Origin of the sequence: Steroidobacter sp. (assembly GCF_036402275.1) — a bacterium.
Taxonomy (GTDB): domain Bacteria; phylum Pseudomonadota; class Gammaproteobacteria; order Steroidobacterales; family Steroidobacteraceae; genus Steroidobacter.
In genome coordinates, this window is sequence record NZ_DASWTF010000053.1 from 165,318 (window position 1) to 179,904 (window position 14,587).

Consider the following 14,587-nt stretch of genomic DNA (forward strand, 5'->3'; position numbering starts at 1 on the left):
CACGGCGCGTGGCAACGTCGGCTCGAGATCATCGAGAGCGATGCCCGATTGCGTGGAATGCAGCGACTGACACTTGCGCTGGACTTACCGAGGCCTGTGGAAGAGACGACTCCCCCACGGGGCTCATCAGTGAAGCTATAAGTTCCGTGTGGGCCTTCGAGAGTAGAATCAAGAACCTAAGCGCACCGGATTCAGAAGGGTGCGCGACCCTTGATGAGGTCGCGCGTCGCGTCGGTTGACTGCCGATCGCCACCGGGTTGCCGGCCACATCGTCATAGACCAGGCGTCGGCGACCTTCATGCAGCAGCAGTTGGTCGACTGTCCCGTTGCGCGCCTGTCATGAGTGGCTCCCCTGTGCATTGGAATGCTAACCTCATGCCTCACCGCCCTGGAAGCTCTCCGAAAATGAAGGCAATGCCATTGATCCGCGGCCTCGCAACGTTTGTCCCGGGAGTTTCATATCTGCAAAAACGCTTGACCCGCACCGGTGGCACTGACTCGGCTGAGTACTGCTATGCCGTGTGGATGCGCCACCTAGCATCCGCACACTCGTCCGGGCTATGTCAAACAATGCCAAAAAGAGTTGCCGAACTTGGCCCGGGCGATTCCATCGGCGCGGGCATCGCTGCCCTTCTCTGCGGAGCAGAGACCTACTACGGATTGGATGCGCTGCCCCTTGCCAATCTCGCTCGGAACATCGCGGTACTCGATGGCTTGGTTGAACTGTTCAAACGGCGCGCGCCGATCTCAGCAAGCGCCAGCGATCCGCCATTGCCGACCGAACTCATCCAGTTCGATGAAGGACGTATTCCCCAAATCCGCGAATCGATCCTCAACCCGACCGCAGAGCATTCCCTGATTCGTTACGTCGCTCCGTGGTGGAGTTCGGACCAGATTGAGCGCGGAAGCATCGACTTGATTTTCTCGACCGCCGTTCTGGAGCATGTGGAGGATCTGCCGCACACCTACAGAGCGATGCGTGAATGGCTGGGGCCGGGCGGATGGACCTCTCATCAGATCGACTATCGATGTCATGGCATCGCTCCTGAATGGAACGAGCATTGGACTTACCCAGATTGGTTATGGCGACTGGTCAAAGGCCGGCGCTCGTTCTTTTTGAACAGACGGCCACACTCGACGCATCTGAAGCTGCATAGTGACAGCGGATTCAGAGTGATCGTCGATCGCAGACAGCAAGGACCCGCCCTCGCGAGAAATCGCCTCGCCAAACCGTTCAGAAACCTGACCGACTTCGACCTGACGACGCTCGGTGCGTTGATACAGGCTCAGACGAGCTGACATCACTTGCCTTTCGCCGTCGAGACCACGGTGGCTGAACCAGCCGTGCTGGCATAGCCAAGATTGCAGCGAAGGAAGTTGGAGCAAGAGACAGAGTGCGCGGCTAAGTTCGCGCTGGAAACGGCCCGCGCCGTGAAGCGCGTGGCCCGAGTGGTGCTCGGGCCTGATCTTCACCTGCCGAATCGACGACCTGCCACAGCTAGGTCGTAGCCTAGTGATGGCGTCCCCACGGGGATTCGAACCCCGGTTACTACCGTGAAAGGGTAATGTCCTAGGCCTCTAGACGATGGGGACGCGGTAAGACGTCGGGGCTTGGTGGAGCTAGCCGGGATCGAACCGGCGACCTCTTGCATGCCATGCAAGCGCTCTCCCAGCTGAGCTATAGCCCCACGCGAGAGGCGCGCAATGTAGGGAAGCGGCGCGGGCCTGTCAAGGATGCTGATTAATTATTTGTTTCTCGGCCCGTTTTCGGCCCGATTTCGGGTCGCGAATCAGCCGCCCTGCCCGCGTGCGTAGGCCAGCGCCCGCTCCAGTCGCGCCAGCGTGACCTCGCGGCCGAGCACTTCGAGCGTCACGTCGATCGGCGGTGACACCGTTCCGCCGGACACGGCCACGCGAATCGGCTGCGCGATCTTGCCCATACCCACACCCAGCTCCGTCGCCGTCTGATTCACTACATCGTGCAACGAGGTGGCCACCCACTCGCGCAGCTCCGACAGCTTCTTGAGCACCGCGCTGAGCGGACCGACAGCTTCGGCGGTGAGGTTCTTCTTCGCCGCCTTCTCGTCGTACGCCGTCACGTCCTGGAAGAAGAACTGACTGTTCTGCGCCATCTCCTTCAGGGTCTTGGCGCGCTCCTGCTGGGCCTTGGCCACGGCGGCGAGCTTGCCATCGTCAGTGACGTGCACGCCGAGCGCAGCGAGCTGCGGCTTCAGATACTGCGCGAGCCGCTCCGGAGTGGCGCGCATGATGTGCTGCTGATTCAGCCACAGCAGCTTGTCGGGATTGAACGCGGACGCCGACTTGTTCACATCCTTGATGTCGAACAGCTGCGTCATCTCCTGCATCGAGAACACTTCCTGATCGCCGTGCGACCAGCCGAGGCGCACCAGGTAGTTCAACAACGCTTCGGGCAGGAAGCCCTCCTCGCGATACTGAAGCACGCTCACGGCGCCGTGACGCTTCGAGAGCTTCGCGCCATCCTGACCCAGGATCATCGGCACGTGCCCGTACACTGGAATGGCCGCGCCTAGCGCTTTGAGCATGTTGATCTGGCGCGGCGTGTTGTTGAGATGATCGTCGCCGCGGATGACGTGCGTGCACTTCATGTCGCTGTCGTCGACGACCACGCAGAAGTTGTAGGTGGGCGTGCCGTCGGAGCGCGCGATGATCAGATCGTCGAGCTCCATGTTGTCGAACACCACGTTGCCGTGAATGACGTCTTCGACGACCACGCTGCCTTCGATGGGATTCTTGAAACGCACCACCGGCGAGACGCCGGGACGCGGCTCGGTGCGATTTCGGCACGTGCCGTCATAGCGCGGCTTCTGCTTGGCCGCGATCTGCCGGTTGCGCATCTCCTCCAGCTCTTCTTTCGAGCAGTAGCAGTGATACGCGTGCCCGGCCTTCATGAACTGGCCGATCACCTCACGATATCGATCCATCCGGCGGGTCTGATAGAACGGCCCCTCGTCGGCGTTCAGGCCGAGCCATTCCATGCCGTCCAGGATGACCTGCGTGGCCTCGTCGGTGGAGCGCTCCCGATCGGTGTCTTCGATGCGCAGGATGAAGACGCCGCCGTGACGGCGCGCATACAACCACGAGAACAGCGCCGTGCGGACGCCGCCGATATGAAGCATGCCCGTCGGGCTGGGAGCGAAACGGGTGCGAACGACCATGAGATCCGCCTGCTGGCAACCAGCAGACCGGAGTCCCTGACCTAAAGTCGATGGAGGGAGATGGTGGGCGGTACAGGGATTGAACCTGTGACCCCTGCCGTGTGAAAGCAGTGCTCTACCGCTGAGCTAACCGCCCGGAAAGCCGGCCCGACGAATCGCCATACGATTTGAAGGGGCGCGTAGTTTAGGGATGACGACGGGCGCGGTCAAACTTCTTGCCACGCTTTTTCGGGCGTCAGGTCACATGAAAGGGCGGCGGCCGGTTCAGCATGACCCAATACAGCCCCAGGCTGCTGACCGCCTCGACGAAGGCGCCGAATTCGACCGGCTTGCGGACGTAGCTGTTGGCGCCGAGATTGTAGCTGGCGATGACGTCGGCGTCCTGACTGGAGGAAGTCAGCACCACCACCGGCAGATGGCGCGTCCGCTCGTCGGCGCGCAGCCGCTTCAGCACGCCGAGCCCGTCGAGCTTGGGCAACTTCAGGTCGAGCAGGATCACGGTGGGCGCGTTCATCACGTCGCGATTGGCGTACTGGCCGGTGCCGAACAAGTACTCGATCGCTTCCACGCCATCGCGCACCACCACGATATCGTGCGCCAGATTGTTCTTGCGCAGGCTGAGCAGCGTCAGTTCTTCGTCGTCCGGGTTGTCCTCGACCAGCAGGATGTAGCGCTCGCTCATTGCCGCCCCATGATTTGCACCCGCTCATTCGGCCCGGTTTCCAGCCGAACCATCGATCGTGTCGACGTTCTTAGCGTACCGGCCGTACGCGATCGATTGATCGTCTCGTAATGCTGGCCGGGCAGCAAGCCGGTAAACCCCGCTATCTCGCGCCAGCCATGGCGTGAATTCGCCTACCCTCGGGCCGCAACGCACAGCGCATGCACGGCTGCCGGTAGCAAGCCATGCATCGTTACAAACGCGCACGACATCTCACGTTCGTGAGGCACGAACGTGAGATGCATTGTGGGGATCGGGCAACGCCGATCAGTGGGCTTCTTCGCCGCCGATCATCTGCAGCAGCTCGGCGGTGCGCGACTTCATCAGCGCCTCGTTGCCGCGGCTTTCCACGTTCAAGCGGATCAACGGCTCGGTGTTGGAAGAGCGCAGATTGAAGCGCCAGTCGTCGAACTCGATGGAGAGCCCGTCGGTGAAGTCCACCGACTTCGCACCGGGCTGATAACGTTCCTGCACGCGGGCGATGGTGGCTTTGGCGTCGGCCACCTTGCGGTTGATCTCGCCGCTGGCGGGATACTTGGCGATGCGCTCGCCCACCAGCTGCGACAGAGATTTGCCGCTATCACTGATGATCTGCGCGACCAGCAGCCAGGGAATCTGGCCGGTGTCGCAGTAGCCGAAGCGACGGAAATAATGATGCGCGCTCATCTCGCCGCCATACACGGCGTCGGCCTGACGCATCACATCTTTCATGAAGGCATGACCGGACTTGGACATCACGGCCTTGCCGCCCAGCGAGGACACCATGTCCGTGGTAGCCCAGGTCAGCCGCGGATCGTGCACGATGCGCGCGCCCTGCTCCTGCTTCAGGAACACCGAGGCAAGCAGGCCCACGATGTAATAACCCTCGATGAAGCTGCCGTGCTCGTCGAACAGGAAACAACGGTCGTAGTCGCCGTCCCAGGCCACGCCGCAATCGGCCTTGTGCTGCTTGATGGCCTCGATGGTGGCGACGCGGTTCGCCTCCAGCATCGGATTCGGCACGCCGTTCGGGAAGCTGCCGTCGGGCTGGTGGTTGATCTTGACGAACTTGAACGGCAGGTGCGGCTCGAGCTGATCGACGATCTGGCCGGCGCCGCCGTTGCCGGCGTTGACCACGATCTTGAGCGGCTTGAGCTTGGACTTGTCGAGATACGACAGCAGGTGCTCGATATATTTCTTGCTCACGTCGAGCACGTGGCGCGTGCCCTGCTTCGCAGGCTGCGTATAAGAGTTCGCTTCGGCGATGCGCTGGATGTCCTTCAAGCCGGTGTCGCCGCTGATCGGCCGCGACTGCTCGCGTACGAACTTCATGCCGTTGTAGTCCGGCGGATTGTGGCTGGCGGTCACCATCACGCCGCCGTCCATGCCTTCGCTGAAGGTCGCGAAGTACACGACCTCCGTGCCGCACAGACCGATGTCGTAAACATCGACGCCCGAATCGAGCAGACCGCGCGTCAACGCGGCGCACAGTTCCTCGCTGGATTTGCGAATGTCGCGCCCCACGACCACGCGCTTGGGTTTGAGGAACTCCGCGTACGCCCGGCCGATGCGATATGCAACGTCGGGATTGAGCTCGGTCGGAATTCGGGCTCGATAGTCATAGGCCTTGAAGCCGACGATGGCGGAGGAAGAACTTGCGGACATGCGCGTTCCTTGATCTTTTGCGTGAATGTGTGGCGGATCGATTCGGACGTCGATGGGGTCAGCTATTTCTCGCCTTCACGGCCATAGCGATCTTCGAAACGCACGATGTCGTCTTCACCCAGGTAGCCGCCCGACTGCACCTCGATGATGTGCAGCGGAATCTTGCCCGGGTTCTCGATGCGGTGCTTGGTGCCCAGCGGAATGTAGGTCGACTGATTTTCCTCGAGCAGAAAAACCTCCTCGCCCCGCGTGATCCGCGCCGTGCCCGACACCACGATCCAATGCTCGGCCCGATGATGATGCAGCTGCAGCGACATGGACGCGCCCGGTTTCACCGACAGGCGCTTCACCTGGAAGCGCTGACCGTGATCGATGCTGTCGTAGCTGCCCCAGGGCCGAAACACTTCCCGGTGCAAGGAAGTTTCGTAACGGCCCTGCTTCTTCAACTGATTGACCAATTCCTTCACGTCCTGCACGCGGCTCTTGGGCGCCACCAGCACCGCGTCCTTGGTCTCGACCACCACGTGATCTTCCAGGCCGACCGCCGCCACCAGCCGGCTGGTGGAGTGCAGATAGTTGCCGTGCGAATCGGCGGTGAGCACGTCGCCCAGAGCGACGTTGCCTTCGCCATCGGCCGGGATCGCCTCGTGCAGCGCCGACCACGAGCCCACGTCGCTCCAGCCCGCATCCAGCGGCACCACCACGCCGTGCTTGGTTTTTTCCATGACGGCGTAGTCGAACGAATCGCTCGGGCACGCGCCGAATTCCTTGGTCGGAAGACGCGTGAAATCCAGATCGCGCTTCGCGGCGGTCACGGCCTGCGCGCACGCTTCATAGATTTTGGGCGCCAGCTCGCGCAGCTCGTTGAGCACGGTCGAGGCGCGGAACAGGAACATGCCGCTGTTCCAGAAATATTCCTTCGACTCCACGTAGGTCTTGGCGGTCGCGAGATCCGGCTTCTCGACGAAGCGATCGATGGCGTATGCGGGCCCTGCGCCCGCGACGCGCTTGATGTAGCCGTAGCCGGTCTCGGGTTTGTTGGGCACCACGCCGAATGTGACGAGCTTGCCTTCGGCCGCCGCCTTGCGGCCGATTTCCAGGGCAGCGCGAAATGCCTTCACGTCGCGAATCACATGATCGGCCGGCAGGATCAACAGCAGAGGATCGCTCTCGGGCGTCTTGGCCCCGCTCGGCGCATCCGACACCGCGACCATCGCCGCCACCGCCACGGCCGGCGCGGTATTGCGGCCCACCGGCTCGAGCACGATGGCCTGTGGCTTGATGCCGGCTTCGAGCACCTGCTCGGCGACCAGGAAGCGGTGACTCTCGTTGCACACCACGACGGGTGCGCTGAGGCCTTCCACTCCGGAGACCCGCGCCAGCGTCTCTTGCAGCATGGTGCCCTTGGCGACCAGGGGTAGCAGCTGCTTCGGATACAGCTCGCGCGACAGCGGCCACAGGCGAGTGCCCGAGCCGCCGGAAAGAATCACGGGAATCAACATACGCTGTCACCTCGCCCGATGGCGTAGTACTTCAATCCATACCGCTTGACGAAGGCCGGATCGTACAGATTACGGCCGTCGAAAATGACTTTCTTGTTCAGCTGTGAGGCGATCAGATCGAAATCGGGGCTGCGGAATTCCTGCCACTCGGTGGCGATGGCCAGAGCATCGGCGCCTTGCAGCGCCTCGTTGGCCGACTTCACCAGCTGCAGGTCGGGGCGCTCGCCGTAAATGCGATGCACCTCCTCCTGCGCGACCGGATCGTAGGCGCGCACTTTCGCGCCGGCGGCCCACAAGGCTTCCAACAGCGTGCGACTCGGAGCCTCACGCATATCGTCCGTATTAGGTTTGAACGCCAGACCCCACAACGCAATCGTCTTTCCGGACAGGTCGTCGTTGAAGAACGTGCGCAGCTTCTGGAACAGCACCGCCTTCTGTCGCTTGTTGACCGCTTCGACGGCGTTCAACAGCTCGGCATTGAACTTATGATCCGAAGCGCTGCGCGACAGCGCCTGCACGTCCTTGGGGAAACACGAGCCACCATACCCCATGCCGGGATAGATGAAGTGATAACCGATGCGCGGATCCGAGCCGATGCCCTGACGCACCTTCTCGATATCGGCGCCCATGCGCTCGGCGAGGTTCGCGAGCTCGTTCATGAAGCTGATCTTGGTCGCAAGCATGGCGTTGGCAGCGTACTTGGTCAGCTCCGAGGAGCGCACGTCCATCACGATCATGCGCTCGCGGTTGCGGGTGAAGGGATCGTATAGCGCCTTGAGCAACTCGGCGGTGCGCGGATTGTCGGTGCCCACCACGATGCGATCGGGCTTCATGAAGTCGTTGATCGCCGCGCCTTCCTTGAGGAATTCGGGATTGGACACCACGTCGAACTCGGCCTGCGCGCCGCGCGCCTGCAGGGTCGCGGCGATCTTGGCCTTGACCTTGTCGGCGGTGCCTACCGGCACCGTGGACTTGGTGACTACCACGCGATACTCGCCTATGTTTTTGCCGATGGTCTCGGCCACCGCCAGCACGTACTTCAGGTCGGCCGAGCCGTCCTCGTCGGGCGGCGTGCCCACCGCGATGAACTGGAACAGACCGTGTTTGACGCCTTCGACCGCGTCGGTGGTGAAATTCAGGCGGCCGGCGGCCAGATTCTTGCGTAACAGCTCGTCGAGGCCCGGCTCGTAGATGGGCGACTCGCCGCGTTTGAGCATCTCGACCTTGCGTTCATCCACATCCACACAGAGCACGTTGTTGCCGACCTCGGCCAGACAGGCCCCGGTGACGAGGCCCACATAACCGGAGCCGAAAATGGTCAAACGCATGGCGATAACTCGCTGGACTTAAAGGGAAAATGGCCCGCGAGCTTAGCGGACCCGGTGGGTAGGGTAAAGCAGTCGGCAACCAACTACAGCCCGCCCGCGATATTGCATAACTTGAAAATATTTCAGCAAATCTGCCTCGCTTGCGAGGGAGAAATGTGATGGTTGTCGCTTTATCTAGTAGGAACAGCAGCTTCGCCACGGACGACGAGGCTGTCCAAAGGAAGCGCGAGCCGTGCATGGAGCGCACGGGACGGCCGGGAACCGACAGGAAGTCGGGGATCGGCTCGCCTTTGCTACGGAACGAGCAGGCTCGCTACTCTTCCTGATGTCGCCCTCGCGCTGCTCCCACGGCACGAGACGACTCTCATAAGGAAGTGAGCACCAAGAACAGGATGAGGTCCGCGTGCGCACGGCGCCCTTGTGCCAGGGAGGTCAGGCCGGCGTGCAAAACGCATCACCCCACTCAGTCCGCCGCGGGGCGTGAATAACGACCCGCGGCGACTTCCATTCTCAGACCAGCACTGCGCTGTCGTATACGCGCGGTAGTTGCGTGTCCAACGTCGCCAGCCGCCCGCCATGGATCAGCGCGAGGGTGGCCAGATATCCGTCCGTCACCGAAAGATGCGTCGAGGTGTTCGGCATCGTGCGCCCGAACGCCTGATGGGCGTAGCCGTAGGTCGGCTCCGCCCAGAAGGAATGATCCGGCAGCGACGTGATCTCGCTCAGATAGCGTTGCGCCACCGACGGCGACACGTGATAGGGAAACGTGGCGTTCGAGGACACGCGGATAAAAGTCAACTGCGTGACTAGGCACGTCGCCCAGCCCTTCGCCCGCTCCTTCGCGAACCATTCCTGCACGCGCTCGTGCTCGGTGTGATTCGGCCAGGCCAGGGCGATCAGCACGTTAACGTCGAGCAAATAGCCCTTCATCGTGGACGATGGCCTCGACACGCTCGATGGTCAGCGCCTCGGCATGGGCGGGCACATCGAATACCGGGAAAGGGCTGGAGGGGTGACGCAGGTGCCGGTGGCCTTCCATGCCCTTGCGCGCCAGCTCCGAAATCACCAGCCCCGTGGTCTGCCCACGCGCGCGGGCAATCTCCTTCGCGGCGGCCAGCACCGCATCGTCGATGTCCAGCGTGGTTCGCATCGCCGTGCATGGTAGCGGTAGCCGGCGCCTGAAATCTCCGCGGCGGCGTCGGTAGTTTCCGAGTAAAGAAAGCCACGGGGCACATCCTGTGCCCCGTGGGTGAGCTCAGGGCGGAGTCGTTCCCTGAGGATCGTCCGGTGGGGAGGTGGGGAGGACCGGACTGCGGGCAATCCCTTGCCCTGGCAGACATCATGCCGCCGCTGCGAGGCCGCGAATCGCGGTTAACTGTGAGTTTCAGCCAGAAATCGGCTGATTCTGCGCGCGCGGCGCATGTTTCACTGGCCGGTTGGCGAATGCGGCAGCTTGGTTACGCGGGGCCGGCGATTTTCCAACGATGTGATGTTCGCCACTGCGCCGCGACCCAACGCTGCTCGACGACCCCAGATGCGATCATGAATCTCGCCGGTCGGCCGATACTCTGCGACGGTCTGCACCAGCAGTGCATGCGCCTGCTCGCAATCGAAACGGCCCAATGCCGAGGACAGATCGTCGAGCACCTGCTCCAGTTGCTGCCAGGGCACGCTGTGCTCCATGGCTCGCATGATCATCGAATGCTCGGTGCCGGTGACGTTACTGCCGATCAACAACTCTTCGAACAGCTTTTCGGCTGGGCGCAGGCCGATGTACTCGATGGCGATCTCGCCGTGCGGATTCTCCTCGTCGCGCACGGTGAAGCCCATCAGCTTGATCAAGCGCCTGGCGAGATCGGCGATTCGAACCGGCTTGCCCATGTCGAGCACGAAGACATCGCCGCCCTTCCCCATCGAGCCCGCCTGTAACACCAGCTGCGCCGCTTCCGGAATGGTCATGAAGTAGCGCATGACGTCGGGATGTGTGACTGTTACCGGCCCGCCGCGCGCGATCTGCTCGCGAAACAGCGGCACGACCGATCCCGAAGAGCCCAGCACGTTGCCAAAGCGAACCACGCAAAAGCGGGTATGTGGAGCGCGCGTCTGCAATCCTTGCAACACCAACTCGGCGAATCGTTTGGTCGCGCCCATCACGCTGGTGGGATTCACCGCCTTGTCGGTGGAGATCAGCACGAACGTTTCCACTCCCGTGTCCAGCGCCGCGGCAGCTGCATTCCAGGTGCCGAAAATGTTGTTATGAATGCCTTCGAGCACATTCTGCTGAACGATGGGCACGTGTTTGTAGGCGGCCGCGTGATAAATCGTGTGAACCGAATAGAGCTCCAGCACGTCTTTGAAGCGCTCGCGCTGATGCACGTTGCCCAGCAGGCCGACGAAGGAAGCGCTCAGATTTTCCACCGCAAGCTGGGCCTTCAGCTCGCGCTCGATGTTGTACAGCGCCAGCTCGGAGATTTCGAACAACAGCAGTTGCGCAGGCTCCAGACGCAGGATCTGCCGACACAACTCGGCGCCGATGGAGCCGCCCGCCCCCGTGACCATCACCACTTTGCCGCGAATACAGGCGTCCAGCAGTTGGTGATTGGGTGGCACCGGGTCACGTCCGAGCAGATCGCCCGGATGCACGTCGCGCACGTCGTCGATCATCGCGGTGCCCGAGACGATGTCGCTATGGTCCGGCACCGTCTGCACCATCAGACACAGCGGCTCGATGGCCTTGATGATTTCCTGGCGACGTTGCCGCGTCAACGAAGGTAACGCGAGCAGCACTGCGTTCACCCCTTCATTGTTGACCAGTTTGGGTAATACGGCGCGTGCGAACACTTCCAGACCGTGCACGATGCTCCCGTGCAACGCTGCGTTGTCGTCGATGAATCCGATCGGCTGATAGCGCCCGCTTTGAGACAAAGCGGCCGCAAGCAGTTGCCCTGCTTCACCGGCTCCGTAGATGACAACCCGTGGCGCGCCGGAATGCGCGCGACGATTAAGCAAGCTGCGCGCCACGTATCGAGTGCCCCCCACGTACAACAAGGCGAACGCCCAATAGATCGGCAACGCAGTGAGCGGCACGCTCAACCGCGGCGAGACGAGAGTGAGCATTGCCAGTAAGGCGACCGAAACGGTCACGCCGGTCAGCACCGCAAGCACGGCTTTGTGTCCGAGATAGCGCAGCGCCGCTCGGTACAGGCCCATTCGAAAGAAGATTGGCACGCTGGTCAGCAGCGATGCGAGATAAAGCCACTCGACGCCGCTGAAGGGCGGCTGCAAAGCGCCCGATACTAGGCTCAGCGCAATCCACAGCGCGAGCGGGATTCCCAGCCCATCCGCGGCGAGCATGATCAAACGCTTCTTGCGTCGAGACAGCGATCCCAAGCGCCCCCCTCCGTCGTGTCACACGCATCGGACCAGGTCGATGGTTGACGCCGTGGATTTCGAATCGGGTTCCGCTAGCCGTTTCCCGGCCAGCATGGGGCAGAGAATAAAAGAAACGTCGGACTCGATGTGTCAGCGCCGACGCTGTTTTTCCAATGACCAGTCAGCCGAACCGATCAATGGTTGTTCCTGGCCCGCTTCCAGGGTAGCAGCGCGGCGCCGGCCGGCGAACAGGCTGATGCCGAAGATCGCGTGATAGATCACGCCCGAGGCCAACCAGCCGACCAGCAAAACGCCGTCGGGTATGTGCCATTGATAGCCACCCACGCCGATCGCCGCAGTCACTGCCGAACCGACCAGCACGGTCTGCGCCACCTTGCGCGAGCTCAATCCCTTTCGACGCAGCACGTGATGCAGGTGATCCGAATCGCCGTGGAACGGCGACAGACCGTTGGACATACGCCGCACCATGCTGCTGAACAGGTCGAAGATCGGCAGCGCGAATATCCACAGCGCCACCACCGGGCTGAACACCCGCACCGGTTGCTGAGACAGATCGATCGCCAGCCAGGCGAGCAAAAAACCCAGCATGGTGCTGCCGGCGTCTCCCATGAACGCCCGCACGGTCTTGGTCCGATTCGAAGGCCAATTGAAAACCAGGAACCCGACCAGACAACCGATCACGCTCACGATCAGCGGGATCGGCGCCATATATCCGCTCAGGACGCAGGCGAACCCCATGAAGACCGATCCCATCAGCGCCTGGACGCCGGCGACGCCGTCGCTGCCGTCGAACATGTTGAAGGCGTTGATCGCGGTCAGCACGATGGTGATGGTGAACAGATCCGCGAACCAGCCGAGCTTGACGATGTCGCCGAAGAACACGTTGCCCAGATCGCTCACGACCACGTTCGCTCCGGCCACCATGAACAACGCCGAGCAGGTCTGACCGATGAAGCGCACCGGCGCCGGCAGGTCGAAGCGATCGTCGAGCACGCCGACGAACACCAGCACGGTCAACCCGGCCACCAGATACGAGAAGCCGGGAAACGCCTGATAACTGTACAAACCGCTGACCAGCAAGCCGGAGAACATGGCCAGGCCGCCGATGACTGGAATCTCGCCAATATGCTGTTTCCGGCCACCAGGCCGGTCGATCAAACCCACACTTCGCGCCAGCGGGCGCAGCGCCAGCATGCACAGAATCGTGACGAGCAGCGGCAGCAGCAATCCCACAATTTTCCCAGGCATGGTTCGTGATCCTTCAGCGGCTCGCTGCGCTTCCCATTGTTGTAGTTCGCACGGGAAAGGTTCTGCGGGGTTTAGACGTAACCAGCGAGCCAGCAATCTGGCCGGCATTGTAGCCTAGTCAATGCAAATTGAAATATGCCGCATGACACGCATGTCGCCATTTGGAAACATATGAATGTGAATTTTCAACAGGGAACCGCGCTCAAGCACGTGCGTCTCCACGGTCTGAAGTATCCGAGTTGGGACGCAGTCCGAACGCCTGCAACACGAACTCCGGAATTTCGGCAAGAGCAAAGGTAACGTCCGAGTCCCGAGCGAAGGTTCGCGCCGAATCGACGAAATAGCCGGTCCCGTTGTGCTCGCCGTTTTTCAAGGCGACGAACGCGACATCCTCGCTCGACAGCGCGTGGCGCTCGTCGCCGATGGTGAATGGCAACGTCGTCTGAATCTCTCGCGGATACGTCAGCATAACAAAGAGATCGCGTCCGCGATTGTCGACATCGAACAGGGGCGTCCCGTCCGCTGTTTTTGCCGCCTCGAGCTTGCATTGAGCGATGGCGGCCTGCTCCGGCGAGTCGCAAACGATCAGAAAATCGCGCGACATGCGCGGCTGTACCTCGGCGAAGGGCACGCCTACGCGCTGCAGGAATTCAGCGTGCCGCCGCAAGCGCCAATAATACGTCACTTGGCCGTGCGGCTCCTGGTGCAGTCCGGTCGCGATCATCAGCCGGGCGTCCGGAAACGCCTTCGACACCGCGCCCAGCACCCGGTCGTACGCCTCATACACTTCGCGCACCGGATCTTCGCCCGGTCGCAAATACCACTTCGGATTTCGATGCGGACCGCGGTAGCAATCCGCCGAGAACAGGTAATGATGTTGTATATGCGCCCCGGCGTTCAAAAACAGCGTGGCGAAGTGCGGGCGGGTGCGAGCGACTTCCTTGAGAAACACGTCCGCCAGCAACAGGTCGAGAAAAATAGCTTTGCGCCACGGCCGCGCCGACGCGGTCGAGGCCAATCGGAAATACCACGGATAACGCGCCGGATGGGCGTAGGAGACCAGCCCGAGCACCAGCTGCAGTAACGAACGAAAGGTCACTCGCGATTGCGCGTTGTCGTTGACAGCTTGCACGATCGCCTCGTACAGGCCCTTCAGCCGCGGTCTCGCCGTCACTTGCGTGGGGGTCCAGGGATCGGGAACGAAAAAGGCAGGCGCACGCAGCCGATGTTTGGCATTCATCGGGCTGATCGCGCCGACGCGAAGTCCCGCCTGTTCCAGCAGCTCCCAGATCTGCGGATAGTCGTGATTCACGATGTCGCCGAGACGGAACACCCCGTGCTCGGCTAGCGTGCGACCGGTATGCGCGGTGACCCACTGAATCCAAGGCTCCAGCTGTTCATATTGACTTTCGGAGCGTGTTTTCGCCCAGCCGTTGTGCTCGAGCAGCGCGGTCAGGTTCGGCAGCAGGCCCTGCTTGCAGTAGTACTCGATGCCTTCGAAATTGATCTCATTGAATTCGAGGAATAGCAGCTGTTTCGACATAGCCTCGTTAC

11 protein-coding genes and 3 tRNA genes are annotated in these 14,587 nt (G+C 61.8%); 1 reads left to right on the plus strand and 13 read right to left on the minus strand.

Going from position 1 to position 14,587, the window contains the following annotated elements:
* Positions 1 to 570 precede the first annotated feature (570 nt).
* Positions 571 to 1,299 (plus strand): methyltransferase domain-containing protein, encoded by a 729-nt coding sequence (locus VGD45_RS32525; protein WP_331159585.1) that lies wholly within the window; start codon positions 571 to 573, stop codon positions 1,297 to 1,299.
* Between the two features lie 218 nt (positions 1,300 to 1,517).
* Here VGD45_RS32525 and VGD45_RS32530 read toward each other — a convergent pair.
* From VGD45_RS32530 to VGD45_RS32590, 13 genes are all read right to left on the minus strand, one after another.
* Positions 1,518 to 1,593, minus strand: a tRNA-Glu gene (locus tag VGD45_RS32530).
* Between the two features lie 19 nt (positions 1,594 to 1,612).
* A tRNA-Ala gene (locus VGD45_RS32535) sits at positions 1,613 to 1,688 on the minus strand.
* A 102-nt stretch (positions 1,689 to 1,790) separates the two neighbouring features.
* The gene (gltX, locus tag VGD45_RS32540) at positions 1,791 to 3,197 is read right to left on the minus strand and encodes a glutamate--tRNA ligase (RefSeq protein WP_331159586.1); all 1,407 of its coding nucleotides are present in this window, start codon (positions 3,195 to 3,197) and stop codon (positions 1,791 to 1,793) included.
* Positions 3,198 to 3,258: 61 nt separating this feature from the next.
* Positions 3,259 to 3,333 (minus strand) — tRNA-Val (locus tag VGD45_RS32545).
* Positions 3,334 to 3,432: 99 nt separating this feature from the next.
* Positions 3,433 to 3,879, minus strand: a complete 447-nt coding sequence (locus VGD45_RS32550; protein WP_331159587.1) for a response regulator — start codon at positions 3,877 to 3,879, stop codon at positions 3,433 to 3,435.
* 306 nt (positions 3,880 to 4,185) lie between these two features.
* Positions 4,186 to 5,562, minus strand: coding sequence for a phosphomannomutase CpsG (locus tag VGD45_RS32555; protein WP_331159588.1), 1,377 nt, complete (start codon positions 5,560 to 5,562; stop codon positions 4,186 to 4,188).
* Positions 5,563 to 5,624: 62 nt separating this feature from the next.
* Entirely contained in the window at positions 5,625 to 7,064 is a 1,440-nt protein-coding gene (locus VGD45_RS32560) for a mannose-1-phosphate guanylyltransferase/mannose-6-phosphate isomerase (protein WP_331159589.1), read from the minus strand.
* Positions 7,058 to 8,392 carry a UDP-glucose/GDP-mannose dehydrogenase family protein gene (locus VGD45_RS32565; protein ID WP_331159590.1) on the minus strand — a complete coding sequence of 445 codons (1,335 nt, stop codon included), beginning with the start codon at positions 8,390 to 8,392 and terminating at the stop codon, positions 7,058 to 7,060. The genes VGD45_RS32560 and VGD45_RS32565 overlap by 7 nt, the downstream gene beginning before the upstream one ends.
* A 510-nt stretch (positions 8,393 to 8,902) precedes the next feature.
* Positions 8,903 to 9,322, minus strand: coding sequence for a TA system VapC family ribonuclease toxin (locus VGD45_RS32570; protein ID WP_331159591.1), 420 nt, complete (start codon positions 9,320 to 9,322; stop codon positions 8,903 to 8,905).
* On the minus strand, positions 9,297 to 9,542 hold the full coding sequence (locus tag VGD45_RS32575) for a hypothetical protein (protein ID WP_331159592.1): 246 nt from the start codon (positions 9,540 to 9,542) through the stop codon (positions 9,297 to 9,299). The genes VGD45_RS32570 and VGD45_RS32575 overlap by 26 nt, the downstream gene beginning before the upstream one ends.
* A 275-nt stretch (positions 9,543 to 9,817) precedes the next feature.
* Entirely contained in the window at positions 9,818 to 11,782 is a 1,965-nt protein-coding gene (locus VGD45_RS32580) for a nucleoside-diphosphate sugar epimerase/dehydratase (RefSeq protein WP_331159593.1), read from the minus strand.
* 132 nt (positions 11,783 to 11,914) lie between these two features.
* Positions 11,915 to 13,033, minus strand: a complete 1,119-nt coding sequence (locus tag VGD45_RS32585) for an MraY family glycosyltransferase (RefSeq protein WP_331159594.1) — start codon at positions 13,031 to 13,033, stop codon at positions 11,915 to 11,917.
* A gap of 202 nt (positions 13,034 to 13,235) precedes the next feature.
* On the minus strand, positions 13,236 to 14,576 hold the full coding sequence (locus VGD45_RS32590; RefSeq protein WP_331159595.1) for a hypothetical protein: 1,341 nt from the start codon (positions 14,574 to 14,576) through the stop codon (positions 13,236 to 13,238).
* Between the last annotated feature and the right edge of the window lie 11 nt (positions 14,577 to 14,587).

Bases quoted from the DNA above. Each gene is read 5' to 3' on its own strand.
- VGD45_RS32525 (WP_331159585.1), top strand. From the start codon at position 571: ATGCCAAAAAGAGTTGCCGAACTTGGCCCGGGCGATTCCATCGGCGCG.
- gltX (WP_331159586.1), bottom strand. From the start codon at position 3,197: ATGGTCGTTCGCACCCGTTTCGCTCCCAGCCCGACGGGCATGCTTCAT.
- VGD45_RS32550 (WP_331159587.1), bottom strand. From the start codon at position 3,879: ATGAGCGAGCGCTACATCCTGCTGGTCGAGGACAACCCGGACGACGAA.
- VGD45_RS32555 (WP_331159588.1), bottom strand. From the start codon at position 5,562: ATGTCCGCAAGTTCTTCCTCCGCCATCGTCGGCTTCAAGGCCTATGAC.
- VGD45_RS32560 (WP_331159589.1), bottom strand. From the start codon at position 7,064: ATGTTGATTCCCGTGATTCTTTCCGGCGGCTCGGGCACTCGCCTGTGG.
- VGD45_RS32565 (WP_331159590.1), bottom strand. From the start codon at position 8,392: ATGCGTTTGACCATTTTCGGCTCCGGTTATGTGGGCCTCGTCACCGGG.
- VGD45_RS32570 (WP_331159591.1), bottom strand. From the start codon at position 9,322: ATGAAGGGCTATTTGCTCGACGTTAACGTGCTGATCGCCCTGGCCTGG.
- VGD45_RS32575 (WP_331159592.1), bottom strand. From the start codon at position 9,542: ATGCGAACCACGCTGGACATCGACGATGCGGTGCTGGCCGCCGCGAAG.
- VGD45_RS32585 (WP_331159594.1), bottom strand. From the start codon at position 13,033: ATGCCTGGGAAAATTGTGGGATTGCTGCTGCCGCTGCTCGTCACGATT.
- VGD45_RS32590 (WP_331159595.1), bottom strand. From the start codon at position 14,576: ATGTCGAAACAGCTGCTATTCCTCGAATTCAATGAGATCAATTTCGAA.